The organism is Blastococcus sp. CT_GayMR16, from assembly GCF_004570875.1.
In the GTDB taxonomy this organism is placed as follows: domain Bacteria; phylum Actinomycetota; class Actinomycetes; order Mycobacteriales; family Geodermatophilaceae; genus Blastococcus_B.
Genome location: NZ_SPQK01000002.1, coordinates 192,700 through 205,684, shown reverse-complemented (window position 1 = coordinate 205,684; position 12,985 = coordinate 192,700). Strand labels below are relative to the sequence as shown.

Annotated in this window: 18 protein-coding genes and 1 riboswitch; of the genes, 9 read left to right on the top strand and 9 right to left on the bottom strand. The window is 73.0% G+C overall.

The window, feature by feature from the left end; translation table 11 throughout:
* Window positions 1-110: 110 nt before the first annotated feature.
* Window positions 111-536: a VOC family protein gene (locus tag E4P38_RS03635; RefSeq protein ID WP_135130349.1), complete on the top strand. Its 426-nt coding sequence runs from the start codon at window positions 111-113 to the stop codon at window positions 534-536.
* Window positions 537-538: 2 nt separating this feature from the next.
* On the opposite strand, the gene E4P38_RS22790 is transcribed toward E4P38_RS03635, so the two are convergent.
* The gene (locus E4P38_RS22790; RefSeq protein WP_209308917.1) at window positions 539-688 is read right to left on the bottom strand and encodes a hypothetical protein; all 150 of its coding nucleotides are present in this window, start codon (window positions 686-688) and stop codon (window positions 539-541) included.
* Window positions 689-926: 238 nt separating this feature from the next.
* Between E4P38_RS22790 and E4P38_RS03630 the strand changes: the two genes are divergently transcribed.
* On the top strand, window positions 927-1,403 hold the full coding sequence (locus E4P38_RS03630) for a type II toxin-antitoxin system PemK/MazF family toxin (protein ID WP_135130348.1): 477 nt from the start codon (window positions 927-929) through the stop codon (window positions 1,401-1,403).
* A gap of 16 nt (window positions 1,404-1,419) precedes the next feature.
* On the opposite strand, the gene E4P38_RS03625 is transcribed toward E4P38_RS03630, so the two are convergent.
* From E4P38_RS03625 to E4P38_RS03600, 6 genes are all read right to left on the bottom strand, one after another.
* The gene (locus E4P38_RS03625; protein ID WP_209308916.1) at window positions 1,420-2,175 is read right to left on the bottom strand and encodes a maleylpyruvate isomerase family mycothiol-dependent enzyme; all 756 of its coding nucleotides are present in this window, start codon (window positions 2,173-2,175) and stop codon (window positions 1,420-1,422) included.
* A 19-nt stretch (window positions 2,176-2,194) separates the two neighbouring features.
* A complete protein-coding gene (locus tag E4P38_RS03620; protein ID WP_135130347.1) occupies window positions 2,195-2,845 on the bottom strand; it encodes a TetR/AcrR family transcriptional regulator in 651 nt (216 codons plus the stop codon).
* Between the two features lie 57 nt (window positions 2,846-2,902).
* Complete coding sequence (locus E4P38_RS03615; protein ID WP_135130346.1) at window positions 2,903-3,142, bottom strand: hypothetical protein; 240 nt, start codon at window positions 3,140-3,142, stop codon at window positions 2,903-2,905.
* Between the two features lie 134 nt (window positions 3,143-3,276).
* Window positions 3,277-4,338 (bottom strand): AbrB family transcriptional regulator, encoded by a 1,062-nt coding sequence (locus E4P38_RS03610; protein WP_135130345.1) that lies wholly within the window; start codon window positions 4,336-4,338, stop codon window positions 3,277-3,279.
* Between the two features lie 23 nt (window positions 4,339-4,361).
* Window positions 4,362-4,655: a transcriptional regulator gene (locus tag E4P38_RS03605; RefSeq protein ID WP_135130344.1), complete on the bottom strand. Its 294-nt coding sequence runs from the start codon at window positions 4,653-4,655 to the stop codon at window positions 4,362-4,364.
* Complete coding sequence (locus E4P38_RS03600; RefSeq protein WP_135130343.1) at window positions 4,652-5,119, bottom strand: hypothetical protein; 468 nt, start codon at window positions 5,117-5,119, stop codon at window positions 4,652-4,654. Before E4P38_RS03600 ends, E4P38_RS03605 begins: the two co-directional genes overlap by 4 nt.
* Window positions 5,120-5,179: 60 nt before the next feature.
* Window positions 5,180-5,388: riboswitch (cobalamin riboswitch) on the top strand.
* A gap of 51 nt (window positions 5,389-5,439) precedes the next feature.
* Here E4P38_RS03600 and cobC point away from each other — a divergent pair.
* From cobC to E4P38_RS03565, 7 genes are all read left to right on the top strand, one after another.
* Window positions 5,440-6,471: an Rv2231c family pyridoxal phosphate-dependent protein CobC gene (cobC, locus tag E4P38_RS03595; RefSeq protein WP_135130342.1), complete on the top strand. Its 1,032-nt coding sequence runs from the start codon at window positions 5,440-5,442 to the stop codon at window positions 6,469-6,471.
* A 9-nt stretch (window positions 6,472-6,480) separates the two neighbouring features.
* Entirely contained in the window at window positions 6,481-7,560 is a 1,080-nt protein-coding gene (cobT, locus tag E4P38_RS03590; protein WP_245160788.1) for a nicotinate-nucleotide--dimethylbenzimidazole phosphoribosyltransferase, read from the top strand.
* A complete protein-coding gene (gene cobA, locus E4P38_RS03585) occupies window positions 7,557-8,837 on the top strand; it encodes a uroporphyrinogen-III C-methyltransferase (RefSeq protein WP_135130340.1) in 1,281 nt (426 codons plus the stop codon). Before cobT ends, cobA begins: the two co-directional genes overlap by 4 nt.
* 78 nt (window positions 8,838-8,915) lie before the next feature.
* Window positions 8,916-9,857, top strand: a complete 942-nt coding sequence (locus E4P38_RS03580; protein WP_167760436.1) for an ABC transporter ATP-binding protein — start codon at window positions 8,916-8,918, stop codon at window positions 9,855-9,857.
* A complete protein-coding gene (locus E4P38_RS03575; RefSeq protein ID WP_135130339.1) occupies window positions 9,854-10,705 on the top strand; it encodes an ABC transporter permease in 852 nt (283 codons plus the stop codon). The genes E4P38_RS03580 and E4P38_RS03575 overlap by 4 nt, the downstream gene beginning before the upstream one ends.
* Entirely contained in the window at window positions 10,702-10,998 is a 297-nt protein-coding gene (locus tag E4P38_RS03570) for a helix-turn-helix transcriptional regulator (RefSeq protein WP_135130338.1), read from the top strand. Before E4P38_RS03575 ends, E4P38_RS03570 begins: the two co-directional genes overlap by 4 nt.
* Before the next feature lie 359 nt (window positions 10,999-11,357).
* The gene (locus tag E4P38_RS03565; protein WP_135130337.1) at window positions 11,358-11,585 is read left to right on the top strand and encodes a hypothetical protein; all 228 of its coding nucleotides are present in this window, start codon (window positions 11,358-11,360) and stop codon (window positions 11,583-11,585) included.
* A gap of 14 nt (window positions 11,586-11,599) precedes the next feature.
* On the opposite strand, the gene ygiD is transcribed toward E4P38_RS03565, so the two are convergent.
* Window positions 11,600-12,451, bottom strand: coding sequence for a 4,5-DOPA dioxygenase extradiol (gene ygiD / locus E4P38_RS03560; protein WP_135130336.1), 852 nt, complete (start codon window positions 12,449-12,451; stop codon window positions 11,600-11,602).
* Between the two features lie 68 nt (window positions 12,452-12,519).
* Entirely contained in the window at window positions 12,520-12,978 is a 459-nt protein-coding gene (gene soxR / locus E4P38_RS03555; RefSeq protein ID WP_135130335.1) for a redox-sensitive transcriptional activator SoxR, read from the bottom strand.
* Between the last annotated feature and the right edge of the window lie 7 nt (window positions 12,979-12,985).

Here is a 12,985-nt window from a genome sequence, read left to right as displayed (position 1 = left end):
GGGTCATCCCGGCCGACGTAGTCGCAGCCGAACAGGACTCGTCCCGTGAGAAAGGACCGGTCCCCCTCCGGACGGGGCCTGATGTCGGTGGTGTGCCCTAGCGTCCGGCCATGGCATTCGACTTCCAGGTGACCATCGACAGTTCTGCCCCGCACGAGCTCGCGGACTGGTGGGCCGAGGCGCTCGGCTGGCAGGTGGAGCCGCAGGACGAGGCGTTCATCCGCCGCATGGTCGACACCGGCGCCGCGTCCGAGGACGACACGACGCGTCACCGCGGCGCGCTGGTGTGGAAGGCGGGGGCCGGCCTGACGTCGCCCGACCCCGGGCGGCCTCGCGTGCTCTTCCAGCACGTGCCGGAGGCGAAGACGGTAAAGAACCGGGTCCACCTCGACGTCCGCGTGGGTGCCGAGCGGCAGGAGGCCGAGGTCGCCCGACTCACGAAGCTGGGCGCGACGGAGCTCTGGCGCGCGTCCCAGGGGCCGTACGCGTGGGTCACCCTCGCCGACCCGGAGGGCAACGAGTTCTGCGTGACCTGACGTCAGCTCGCGCGCAGGTCCCGGGCCAGTTTGCGGTCCGCGACGGCGCGCTCCGCCATCACCCGGGCGCGGTGCCGCCGGGGCCTGCGATCGCTGCCGAAGTAGTGCGCGTCCTCCACGAGTTGGAAGGCGGCGAGCACGCTGGCCTGCACCTCACGAACCCTCGGCACAGCCGGCCGCGCAGGTTCCGACGTCGTCATGGGAGTCCCCCTTCTCCCGGGGGGGCCCACCCCGACCGCCCCGTGGGGACCATGGTGCCCCCATATCGGCAGAATGAACCCCCTCCGTGACCAAATGGTGCCGATGTGTCACAAGTGACATCCGCGGCCTGTCGGGCTCGCTCGACGAGGGGTCCCCGCCCCGACTGCGGGTCGCCCGTACGGTGCCGGGATGGGACGCGAGGAGCGCATCATCCGGATGGCCGGCCAGGTGGCGGGGCTGTTCCGTCGGGCAGCACGGCGCGCACCCCGCCCGGCGACCGGCGCGCTCGACGTCGAGTACCGCCCGCGCGACGACGGCCGACCCGATCCCGGCGAGATCGTCTGGGCCTGGGTGCCCTACGACGAGAACGACGGACGGGGCAAGGACCGGCCGGTGCTCGTCATCGGCCGCCGGGCGGGGAACCTCCTGGCCCTGATGCTGTCCAGCCAGGACCACGACCGGGACGCCGCGGACGAGGCACGCCACGGCCGGATCTGGACCGACCTGGGCACCGGGTCCTGGGATGATCGGGGCCGGCCGAGCGAGGTCCGGCTGGACCGGTTGCTGGTGCTCGATCCGGCCACGGTCCGCCGGGAGGGGGCCGCGCTGGACCGAGTCCGCTTCGACCGCGTGGTCGCCGAGGCCGGGCGGGTGCAGGACTGGTGAGCCCGATCCCCGGAACTCAGAAGGGGACCTGCTGGCTGAGCAGTCCGGTGCCCGCACCCCGGCCCGACAGCTGACGACAGAAGTCCAGGGCGTCGAGTTCGAGTTCGTCCCCGCCCGTGCCCGCAGCCCACTCACCACCGGCGGAGCCGGTGAGCCGCAGCCGATAGGGCCGCCCGTGCCGTGCCGCCCACTCGGCGACCACGTCGGCCACGAGGACGCCGTCGTGTTCCGGGGTCAGGTACACCTCGCGGCCGACGGCGCGACTGATGTCGATCCGGTGCATCCAGGTGTCGCGGGTGAGGATCACGTCGAACAGGAAGCCGAAGACCCAGCGCTCCGGCTGGTCCCCGACAACCTGGTCCTCCGGGATCGTGACACGCCCGAGGAACCGGGCCAGCCGGCGTCGGCCCCGCACAGCCCGGGGAGCGAGCGCTGCGAAGCGCTCGACGAGTTCCGCCGCGGAGAACCGTGCCGCCTTGCGTACCTGGAGCGCCGTCAAGGCATCGATGCCCCCACCGGCCTTGGCCGCGCCCGCGTTCTGCGCGAGGAATGTGGGGACCGTCGCCACCATCTGCTCCATTCCGAGCACATGCCCCGCGAGCGCACGGACGTCCCAGCCAGGACAGTCGGTGGAACGGGCCCAGTCGTCCGGCCCGAGCGTTCGCAGCAGCTCCTCGAAGCGGCCGTACTCGGTGGCGGCCAACTGCATCGCGGTCCCACGGTCCAGGACGGCGGCGCGGGAGGAAGGGCGGACGGTGGTGCTGGCGCTCATCGGGGTGCCTTTCCGGGATTCAGTCGGACGTGCGGTTCCGATGTCCGCCGTAGTGGGCCAGCCACATGGCCACCACGTCGGGCAGGGTCGAGGTGAAAGTGCCGGTGTCGAAGGGCTCCGCCGGAGCGTTCGACAGCTGTTGTGTCATGACGCCGCTGGTCACCGAGGTCCACGTGCGGTACGCCGACTCCAGGTCGGCGTCCGGGCGCAACCCGCCCCGCCGCTGCATGTCCCCGAGGAACTGGCGGGCCAGGCGCTGGATCTCGATCGCGGCGGCGTACGCCTGCTCCGACGGGGCAAATCCAGGCACCGGGCGCCAGAACATCAGGGGTGCGTACGCCGGGTGCTCGACGGCCCAGCGCACGAAGGCGATGCTGAAGCTCAGGAAGGCCTCGCTCGGCGACTGCGACGCCGCCCGCTCCCACACCGCACGCATCGTCGTCAGCAACTCCGCCCAGCCACGCTCGAAGAGGGCGTCGTACAGAGCGTTCTTGCTGTCGAAGTAGACGTAGAGCGAGGGCGGGCGGATTCCCATCCGCCGGGCAACCTCTCCGAGGGTGAGCCCGGCGACACCCTGGTCGGCCATGACCTCGACGGCGACGTCGAGCACCTGCTTGATGGTCTCCTGCCGGCGTCGCTGCCGACGGTCAGGGAGCACGATCCCGGTCATGCCGGGAAGTGTTCTCCTAACACCGTTAGGAAGTCAACAGGACCATAGGTTCCGGAATCAGTCCGCGACGGACTCGTCGCGGGCGTGCCGGCGCGCGGGCGGCCGCAGGTTGTAGATGCCGACACCCTCGATGAGGGGCTCGAGGTCGTAGCGGTGGACGACCTTGGGGCCGTCGTGCAGATGGACGTGGGTGACGGTCGGCAGCGGCTCGCCGTGCCGTGCCGCGCGGATCTCCACCCGGCCGTCGAGGGGGCCACCCATGAACAGCAGCACCGCGTCCTCGGTGCTGGTGTGCATTCCGGCTGCTGCGTTCTCGGACAGCGTGCTTCCTCCTCGCTCGGGTCCCGGTCAGCCAGGGTAGGCGCGCGACGGCGAAGTGGTCAGTGCGCCGCGGGGATCTTTTGCGAGCTCGGCGTGGAGCCGACCTCGGTTCAGCCGGAGCCCGACCGGCGGAGCACCCGGGCCACCAGCGGCGCGGACAGGAGCATCACGAACAGCCGCAGGACCTGGACGGCGAGCACGAACGTGGCGTCGGCGCCGCTGTCGGTCGCCGTCGCCAGGACGGCGTAGAGCCCGCCGGGGGTGGTGGCCAGGTAGCCGTCGAGGGCGCTGGCGCCGGTCGTCGCCGCGAGCACCGCCCCGAGCCCGGCGGAGGCCACGATCAGCACGACGATCACCGTCAGCGCGAGCGGCAGGGCGCGGCCGATGGTGCGCACGCTCTGGCGGGTGAAGCTGACACCCACCTGCAGACCGATCACCAGGAATGCCGCGCTCTGCACCAGGGCGGGCACGGCGATGCCGTCGGCGAGCCCGCCGAGGTCCAGTCCCGCCGCCACCAGCATCGGACCGAGCAGGGCGGCCACCGGCAGCCGGACCAGCCTGCCGAGGACCAGCCCGATCGCCCCGCAGGCCACGGCGAACAACAGACCGACGGGCCAGCTCGACCCTGCCCCGTCCGCGGCCGACCCGGAACCGGGCGAGGCCCCGTAGACCGTCGTCGCCACCACGGGCATCAGGACGACGATGAGCAGGACGCGCAGGTACTGCAGGACGGCGACCATCCGCTCGTCGGCGCCCAGCTCCCGAGCCATGACGATGATCCCGGAGGCTCCCCCGGCGATCATCGCGAACGCCCCGGTCACCGGGCTGATCCCGTCGTGCAGACGGAGTGCCTGGCCGCCCACGAGGCTGAGCGCCAGCGTGCCGACGGTGACCAGCAGAACCGGCAGCCAGTTCTCGGCCACTGCCCGCAGCGTGTCCAGGTCGACGAGCGCGCCCAGTGCGACGCCGACCACCGCCTGGGCCGACATCAGTGCCGGGGGCGGCACCGCTATCCGCCGCCGGAACCACAGCGCCCGGACGAGGCCCGCGAGCAACCCGCCGAACAACGCCGGCGACGGCAGCCCCAGGGCTCCGAACAGCAGGCTCGCAGCCACCGCGCCCGCAACGGTGGTGGCGGCGTCGAGCAGCCGCGCCCCCCGTGGTCCGCCCATCACCTCACTCTGTCAGCCGTCCATCAGCCGCCGGTGATCCGCCGGAGCTCGGCGACGTGGGCCTCGAACGCGGCGCGTCCGGCGGCGGTGAGCGACAGGCTGGTCCGCACCCGCGAGGCGATCGTCGCCTTGCGGACGTTCACGTAGCCCGCCTCCTCCAGCTGCTTCACGTGCTTCGACAGCACCGAATCGCTGACCCCCACCTGCTCGCGCACGGTGGCGAAGTCCATGTTGTCGACGACGGCGAGCAGCCCGCACACCTGCAGCCTCGGCGGGGCGTGCACCACGGGGTCGAAGCGCCGCTGGACGGCGGTCACAGCTCGCTGCGCAGTTCGGCGACGTAGATGCGGGTCCACCACTGGCTGATCACGGCGATCGCGATGCCGAGGACCACCCCGCCCACGACCATCGCGCCGCGGATGTCGAGCAGGAACTCGGCGACGGCCGCCGAGGCCAGGACCACTCCGTAGACCACGTACCAGGCACGGATGGCGCGCTGCGTGGGCCCAGCACGAAGGCCGTTGACCCACATCCCGGTGATCCGACGGTAGATGGCCATCAGCCCCCGGAGTCCGACCAGCAGGAGCAGGAGCGCGCCGAAGATCACCCAGGTGTTGTGCGTCGAGTAGGCGCTCACGAAGCCGGCGACGAGCAGGCCCAGCAGCGCGTCGTACCACCACGGCTGCACGACCCGTTCGGCCAGCGCCGTCCGGTCCGCCTGCAGCGCAGCCAGCTCCGCTGCCGCCGTCGTCGCGTCCATGGCCTGCCCGTCACTTTCCATGTTGGAAAGTATCGAGTGTCGCTTTCCGACTCGTCAAGTGGCCGGACGCTGTCCGCGCGTCGGCAGCGCATGGTCTGATGACCGGGCCACACGCGACGGCAGTGGAGGAAGCCCGGTGAGAGTCCGGGCGCGGTCCCGCCACTGTGACCGGGGAGTCCGCCCCCATGCACGGCCACGGCATCCTCGAGGTTCCGATCGAGGGAGCGGGAAGGCCGGGGGCGGGCGTCGATCCGGGAGCCAGGAGACTCTCGCCGTCGTCCCTGCGATCTCCGGGCGTGGACACCCGGGGAGAGGACGCATGCCGTGCGTGACCGCTCCGCATGACCGAGCTCGACCACCACGGGGACGCCGAACTCGCTCCGGGCCTGACGGATCTCGCCGTCAACGTGCGCGCCGGCACCCCGCCGCCCTGGCTGCGCCGCGTGCTCCACGAGGCGCTCGACGACAGCGCCGGCTATCCCGACCCGAGGGCTGCTCGCGCCGCGGTCGCCGCAGCACACGGCCGTGATCCCGCCGACGTGCTGCTCACCGCCGGCGCAGCGGAGGCGTTCACGTTGCTGGCGCGGGCACTCTCCCCGCGGCGGGCGGTCCTCGTCCACCCCTCCTTCACCGAGCCCGAGGCCGCGCTGCGGGCCGCCGGGCACCCGGTCTCCCACCTGCTGCTGCGGCCGGAGGACGGATACCGGCTGGACCCCCACGCCGTGCCGGACGACGCCGACCTCGTCGTCCTGGGCAATCCGACCAACCCGACCTCGGTGCTGCACCCGGCGCCGGCCGTCGCGGCGCTCGCCCGGCCAGGTCGGGTGCTGGTGGTGGACGAGGCCTTCGCCGACACGGTGCCCGGTGAGCGCGAGTCGCTCGCCGGCCGCACCGATCTGCCCGGCCTGCTCGTCGTCCGCAGCCTCACCAAGACGTGGGGGCTGGCCGGGCTCCGCGTCGGGTACGCGCTCGGCCCGGCGCCACTCGTCGCGGCACTGGCGGCGCACCAGCCACGCTGGCCGGTGTCGACCCCGGCGCTCGCCGCACTGCGGGCCTGCACGACCCCGGCGGCACGGGTCGAGGCCGCCGCGGCAGCCGTCGAGCTCGCCTGGAACCGCGCGGCGCTGATCAGCGCGCTCCCGCCGGGGGTCGCCGTGGTCGGCGAACCGCGCTCGTCGTTCGTCCTGCTGCACCTCGACGGCGCGCTGCGGGTGCGGCAGGCGCTCCGCGACCGGGGCTGGGCCGTGCGCCGCGGCGACACCTTCCCGGGCCTGTCTCCCGACCACCTGAGGGTGGCGGTGCGCGATCCGCGGACCTCACGTGCGTTCGCCGCCGACCTCGCTGCGATCCTTGCTCCAGCACCCGTCTCCTGAGGAGTTCCGCTGAGCACCGATTTCGCCGGCACGCTGCTGGGCGACACGATCGCCGCCGTCGTCCCCCGGGACGACGCGGCGGAGCGGGCCGCCCGCGAGCGGCTGGACCGGATGACCAAGCCACCGGGCTCCCTCGGCGTTCTGGAGGACGTCGCCACGCAGCTCGCCGGCATCGCGCGCACCTGTCCCCCGCCGCTGCCCTCGCCGGCCACCGTCGCGATCTTCGCCGGGGACCACGGGGTGCACGCCCAGGGGGTCACGCCGTGGCCGCAAGAGGTGACCGGCCAGATGGTCGCCAACTTCCTGGCCGGCGGGGCCGTGGTGAACGCCTTCGCCGCCGAACTGGGCGCCGAGGTGGTCGTGGTCGACGTCGGCGTCGCCGCACTCCTGGACCAGGCGCCCGGGCTCTACGACCGCAAGGTCCGGCGCGGGACCGCCGACCTCGCGGAGGGGCCGGCGATGACCCTCGAGGAGGCCCGCGAGGCGGTGGAGGCCGGGATCGAGATGGCCACCCGGCTGGCCACCGCGTCGGGGTGCCTGATCACCGGCGACATGGGGATCGCGAACACCACGGCGTCCGCCGCCCTGGTCTGCGCCTTCACCGGGGCCACCCCGGTGTCCGCGACCGGCCGCGGCACCGGCGTCGACGACCCGACGCTCGCCCGCAAGGTGGAGGTGGTCGCCCGCGCCGTCGCCCGCGTGCCCGTGCGGCCCGCCACCCCTGCCGCAGCCCTCGCGGTCCTCGCCGAGGTCGGAGGGCTGGAGCACGCGGCGCTGGCCGGGTTCGTGCTCGGGGCAGCCGCCGCCCGGGTGCCGGTCCTGCTGGACGGCGCCATCGCCGGATCCGCCGCACTGGTCGCCGCGGGGCTCTGCCCGACCGCGATCGAGTACGCACTGGCCGGCCACACTTCGGTCGAGCCCGGGCACGCCATCGCGCTGCGCTCGCTGGGGCTACGTCCCCTGCTCGGCCTGGACCTGCGGCTCGGCGAGGGCACCGGCGCCCTCCTGGCCCTGCCCCTGGTGGCCAGCGCGGCCCGGGCGCTGCGCGACGTCGCCACGTTCGACTCCGCCGGGGTCACCGAGAAGTGAACGCCACCCCCGTCGGGTCCGAGACCGGGGTCGTCTACCCCGTCGGACTGCGGCTGCACGGCCGGCACGTGGTCGTGGTCGGCGGGGGGCAGGTCGCGCACCGGCGGGTGGCCGGGCTGCTCGAGGCCTCCGCCCGCGTGACCGTCGTCAGCCCCGAGGTGACGCCGGCGCTGGAGGCGCTGGTCGCGCCGGGCTCGCTGACCTGGGTGGCGCGGCGGTACGAGGCGGGCGACCTGGACGGCGCCTGGTACGCCGTCGCGGCCACCGACGATCCCGCCGTGAACGCCGCGGTGGCCGAGGCGGCCGAGCGCGCACGGATCTTCTGCGCCCGCGCCGACGACCGTTCGGCGTCCAGCGCCTGGACGCCGGCGGTGGGCCGGCACGGCGACCTGGTCGTCGGGGTGCACGGCGGCGGTGATCCGCAGCGGGCGGTCGGTGTGCGCGACGCCGTCGTCGCCGGGCTCACCGACGGCAGCGTCGCCGACCGCACCTCACGCACCCCGCACGGCGCGCGACCGGGCAGCGTCGTGCTGGTCGGCGGCGGCCCCGGGGATCCGGGGCTCATCACCGTCCGCGGGCGGCACGCGCTCGCGCAGGCCGACGTCGTGCTGGCCGACCATCTGGCGCCGCTGTCCCTGCTGGCGTCGCTCCCGACGGACGTCGAGGTCATCGACGCCTCGAAGCTGCCACGGGGGCGCTCGATGGCGCAGGAGCAGATCAACGCCCTGCTCATCGAGCACGCCCGGGCCGGCCGGCGGGTGGTGCGGCTCAAGGGCGGTGACCCGTTCGTCTTCGGCCGCGGGATGGAGGAACTCGAGGCCTGCGTGGCGGCCGGCATCGCCGTGGAGGTCGTCCCGGGCATCACCAGCGCGATCGCGGTGCCCGCACTGGCCGGCATCCCGGTCACCCACCGCGGGCTGACCCACGAGTTCGTCGTCGTCTCCGGGCACCTGCCACCCGGTCACCCGCAGTCGCTGGTCGACTGGTCGGCGCTCGGCCGGCTCCGCGGCACGGTCGTCGTCCTGATGGGAGTGGACACGGCGCCGGCGATCGCAGCGGCGCTGATCGAGCACGGCCGGTCGCCGGAGACGCCCGTCGCGGTCATCTCCGACGGTTCGACCGCTACCCAGCGCACCGTCCGGACCACCCTGGCCGGACTGCCGCAGACACTGGCCGGCGGGGAGATCCGGCCCCCGGCCGTCTGGGTGGTCGGCGAGGTCGTGGACCTCAACCGCCCGCATGCCGAACCCACGGACGACGACGCCGACCTCGACTGAGCCCGAAAGCACTTGTACGGCAGATGTAGCACTCCTACTATCACCGCATTCAGTCGGAGACCTCCAGGCGGTGTGGCGATGAGCGCGGTGTTCCCTCCCGGCCGAGCGGACGAGCCGGTCGTCCGGGTGCGCGGACTGCAGATGAGCTACGGCTCCCACGACGTGCTGACCGGGGTCGACCTCGACGTCCACGCAGGCGAGGTGGTCTGCCTGCTGGGGCCCAACGGGGCGGGCAAGACGACGACGATCGAGATCCTCGAGGGTTTCCGGCTCCGCTCCGGCGGCGACGTCCAGGTACTCGGCGAGGATCCGGCCCAGGGCGGGGACGCCTGGCGAGCGCGGGTCGGGGTCGTCCTCCAGTCGTGGCGTGACCATGCCCGCTGGACCCCGCGCCGGCTGCTCGAGCAGCTGGGGGGCTACTTCGCCCCGTATGCCACGCCGGAGCGGTCCCGGCCCTACGACCTCGACTGGCTCCTCGACACCGTCGGACTGACCGAGAACGCCGACCGCAAGATCGGCACCCTGTCCGGTGGGCAGCGGCGACGCCTGGACGTGGCCGTCGGGATCATCGGCCGCCCCGAACTGCTGTTCCTGGACGAGCCGACCGCCGGTTTCGATCCGCAGGCGCGGCGCGACTTCCACGACCTGGTGCACCGGCTGTCGGACCTGGAGGGCACCAGCATCCTGCTGACCACGCACGACCTCGCGGAGGCCGAGCGCCTGGCCGACCGGATCCTGATCCTGGCGTCCGGTCGCATCGTCGCCGAGGGGAGTGCCGAGGCCCTGACCCGCCAGGTCGCAGGCAACGCCGAGGTGCGCTGGGCCCGCGAGGGCGAGCACTTCGTGCATGCCACGGACGACCCGACACCGTTCGTCCGGCGGCTCTTCGAGCAGCACGGCGACGAGATCACCGACCTCGAGGTCCGGCGGGCCAGCCTCGAGGACACCTACATCGCCATGGTGCAGCGGTTCGAGTCCGGGAACCCGACCGCCCCGACCCTCGCGGAGGTCGCACGATGAACCCCACCCGGCACGCGATCGGACTCGGCCTGCGCCGCGGTTGGACCGAGTTCGTCCTCAGCCTGCGCAGCCCGCAGGACCAGGGCTTCTACCTGTTCATGGGCCTCGCCACCCTGACCTACCTGTGGCTGAACCGCGACAGCGAGGTCGCGGGCACCGACCTCCTGCTGCCCACCGTGGCGCTGCCGAGCCTCCTCGGTGCCCTGCTCGCCTTCGGAGTGATCATCGGGCCCGCCTACTCCCTGGCCATGGAGCGGGAGGACGGAACTCTCCTGCGGCACAAGGCCCTACCGCACGGCATGCAGGGGTACGTCACCGGTCAGCTGCTGTACCACTCCATCGGACTGGTACCGCTGCTGCTGGTCATCCTCGTACCCGGGTTCCTCCTGTTCGACGGCCTGATGAGCGAGCCGTCGGGCTGGCTCACGTTCGCCTGGGTCCTCGTCCTCGGGCTCCTTGCCACCCTCCCGATCGGGATGGTCCTGGGATCCGTCGTCCCGAGCGTCCAGAAGGTCGGCACGTGGGGGATGCTCCCCGTCCTGGCGGTCACGGCGATCTCGGGGATCTTCGCGCCGCTCCAGTCGCTGTGGGGCTGGGTGCAGGTCGTGGCGCAGGTGTTCCCGACCTACTGGATCGGGCTGGGCATGCGCTCGGCGTTCCTGCCCGACGCCGCGGCCGCCGCTGAGCTGGGCGGCTCCTGGCGAACGGGGATGACGGTGCTGGTGCTCCTCGCCTGGGCCGTCGCCGGCCTGCTGGTCACCCCCCGGGTCCTGCGCCGCATGGCGCGCCGGCAGTCCGGTTCGCAAGTGCTGGAGGCCAAGGAGGCCGCACTGCAGTGGGTCAAGTGAGCGGCACCGATCGGCCCGGCGATTCCGTCTACAACCGGATCGCGCTGCTGCGCGCCGAGCAGGGCGTGACCCGGCGGCAGCTGTCCGACGCCCTGGGGGTGCACTACCAGACCGTCGGCTACCTGGAGCGCGGCGAGTACAACCCGAGCCTGCATCTCGCGCTGCGGATCGCGGAGTTCTTCGGGCTGCCGGTGGAGACCATCTTCTCGACCGTCCCGTTCCCGCGGATCAGCGATCTCCGCGGCTCGGACTCGGGCGGCGCGCACCCCGCGCCCCCGGGCCGGACCGCCTGATGGCCGCTGCCGGCTCGCTGGTGGCCGGCCAGGTCGGCCTGGCCCGCGCGCTGGTGGGCGGCGCGCAAGCGCCGGGATGTCGGCCCGGACGACGTCGCCCTGCCCTACGACGAGCTCAACCGCGCCGTGATCTGGACGATCGCCTGTCTCGGTGTGCTCGAGATCGGCGTCGTCCACGTCCTCGTCTCCTGGCCCCCGCTGCGCTGGCCGTTGCTCGTGCTGGGGATCTACGGCCTGATGGCATTCATCGGCTTCGACGCCACGATGCGCCAGCATCCGCATCTTCTCCGCGGCGACGAGCTCGTCCTGAGGTTCGGGCACTTCAGGTCGGCCCGCGTCCCGCTGGTCAGCTCTCCGGGGTGCGCAAGCACGTGGAGAACGCGCACAAGAAGAACGTGCGGGTCGACACGGACCGCCTCCTGGTCTCGTTCATGGGCGGGACCAATCTCGAGCCGACCTTCTCGCCCGACGTCGAGGTACGGATCGACGGCTCGGACCACGTCACGCGCCGGGTGTCGTTCCAGGTCAGCGATCCGCGGTCGGCCATCACGCTGCTTGGTGCCCGGGCGAACGCACCGGGGCCCTGACGGCGGTCCGTCGACTAGATGTTGGCACCGTCCGCCGGGGGTCCGTCGGGCAGCGGGGCGGCGACGCCGGATCCGGCGGTCGCGGGGGTGTCCATGCCCACCGTGTAGGCCGTCATCGACAGGGAGCCGTAGGAGTAGCCGTCGACGAGCACCTCGGCCGGCGTGCCCGTGGCACCGGCGACCCCGGCGACGTAGAGCAGCGGCAGGAAGTGGTCCGGCGTCGGGACGGCGAGGTCGTAGTCGCGGTGCCCGTCGAGCCGGCCCACCTCGGTCGGATCGGTGAGCATCAGCTCCTTGGCCCGCTCGTCGAACCGCTGCGCCCAGTCGAAGCCGGCGTCGGGCAGGGCGCGGCTCACGCCGCCGAGGTTGTGCACCACGTTGCCGCTGCCGATCACCAGCACGCCGTCCTCCCGCAGCGGCGCGAGGGCCGCCCCGAGCTGCAGGTGGTAGTCGAAGGGCTTGAGCGCGTTGATCGACAACTGGACGACGGGGATGTCCGCCTGCGGGAAGGCGTGCAGCAGCACCGACCAGGCGCCGTGGTCGATGCCCCAGCTGTCGAGATCGGCGCCCACCCACGTGGGATGCACGATGTCGGCGACCTCGTCGTAGAGGTCCGGAAGCCCCGGCGCCTGGTACTCGACGTCGAACAGTTCGGGCGGGAAGCCGTAGAAGTCATGGATGGTGCGCGGTCGCGGCATGGCGGTGATGGCTGTGGCCTGCACGTACCAGTGCGCGGAGACGACCAGGATCGCCCGCGGCCGCGGTACCGCCTCCCCGAACGCACGCCAGGCGGCGGTGTACCGGTTCGTCTCCAGAGCGTTCATCGGGTTGCCGTGACCGAAGAACGCCGCGGGCATGACGGTCATCTGCCTCTCCCCCCATCGACACCGGTGATCATCGCCCTCGCAACCGCACGATGCGAGGGCACCGACGGTCAGCCCACCGGCGGCGTCCGGCGCAGTGCGGGCGGCAGCCACCGGGCGCCGGAGCCCTCGGCGGCGGCCATGTCCCCGGGATTGGACAGTGCGCACCGTCCCAGGGACAGACATCCGCAGCCGATGCAGGAGCTCAGGCCGTCCCGCAGCTTCGTGAGGGCGGCGATCTGCTCGTCGAGCCGGTCCCGCCAGCCGCGGGACAGCCGCGCCCAGTCCGCTGCCGTCGCCGGACGATCCGCCGGCAGCGTGTCCAGCGCCGAACGGATCTCCGGCAGCGACAGGCCGACGTTGCGGCCCGCCCGGATCAGCGCTAGCCGGCGCAGCACGCTCCGCGGATAGCGGCGGGCGCCGCCCGGCGTGCGGGTGGCGCTGATCAGCCCCTGGTCCTCGTAGTAGCGCAGGGCCGACGGCGCCATCCCCGAGCGCCCGGCCACCTCGCCGATCGCCAGCAGATCCATGCCCGCT

What these genes read in the sequence shown, in the direction of transcription:
- E4P38_RS03635 (WP_135130349.1), top strand. Translation starts at nt 111, where the DNA reads ATGGCATTCGACTTCCAGGTGACCATCGACAGTTCTGCCCCGCACGAG.
- E4P38_RS03630 (WP_135130348.1), top strand. Translation starts at nt 927, where the DNA reads ATGGGACGCGAGGAGCGCATCATCCGGATGGCCGGCCAGGTGGCGGGG.
- E4P38_RS03625 (WP_209308916.1), bottom strand. Translation starts at nt 2,175, where the DNA reads ATGAGCGCCAGCACCACCGTCCGCCCTTCCTCCCGCGCCGCCGTCCTG.
- E4P38_RS03620 (WP_135130347.1), bottom strand. Translation starts at nt 2,845, where the DNA reads ATGACCGGGATCGTGCTCCCTGACCGTCGGCAGCGACGCCGGCAGGAG.
- E4P38_RS03615 (WP_135130346.1), bottom strand. Translation starts at nt 3,142, where the DNA reads ATGCACACCAGCACCGAGGACGCGGTGCTGCTGTTCATGGGTGGCCCC.
- E4P38_RS03610 (WP_135130345.1), bottom strand. Translation starts at nt 4,338, where the DNA reads ATGGGCGGACCACGGGGGGCGCGGCTGCTCGACGCCGCCACCACCGTT.
- E4P38_RS03600 (WP_135130343.1), bottom strand. Translation starts at nt 5,119, where the DNA reads ATGGAAAGTGACGGGCAGGCCATGGACGCGACGACGGCGGCAGCGGAG.
- cobC (WP_135130342.1), top strand. Translation starts at nt 5,440, where the DNA reads ATGACCGAGCTCGACCACCACGGGGACGCCGAACTCGCTCCGGGCCTG.
- E4P38_RS03580 (WP_167760436.1), top strand. Translation starts at nt 8,916, where the DNA reads ATGAGCGCGGTGTTCCCTCCCGGCCGAGCGGACGAGCCGGTCGTCCGG.
- E4P38_RS03575 (WP_135130339.1), top strand. Translation starts at nt 9,854, where the DNA reads ATGAACCCCACCCGGCACGCGATCGGACTCGGCCTGCGCCGCGGTTGG.
- ygiD (WP_135130336.1), bottom strand. Translation starts at nt 12,451, where the DNA reads ATGACCGTCATGCCCGCGGCGTTCTTCGGTCACGGCAACCCGATGAAC.
- soxR (WP_135130335.1), bottom strand. Translation starts at nt 12,978, where the DNA reads ATGGATCTGCTGGCGATCGGCGAGGTGGCCGGGCGCTCGGGGATGGCG.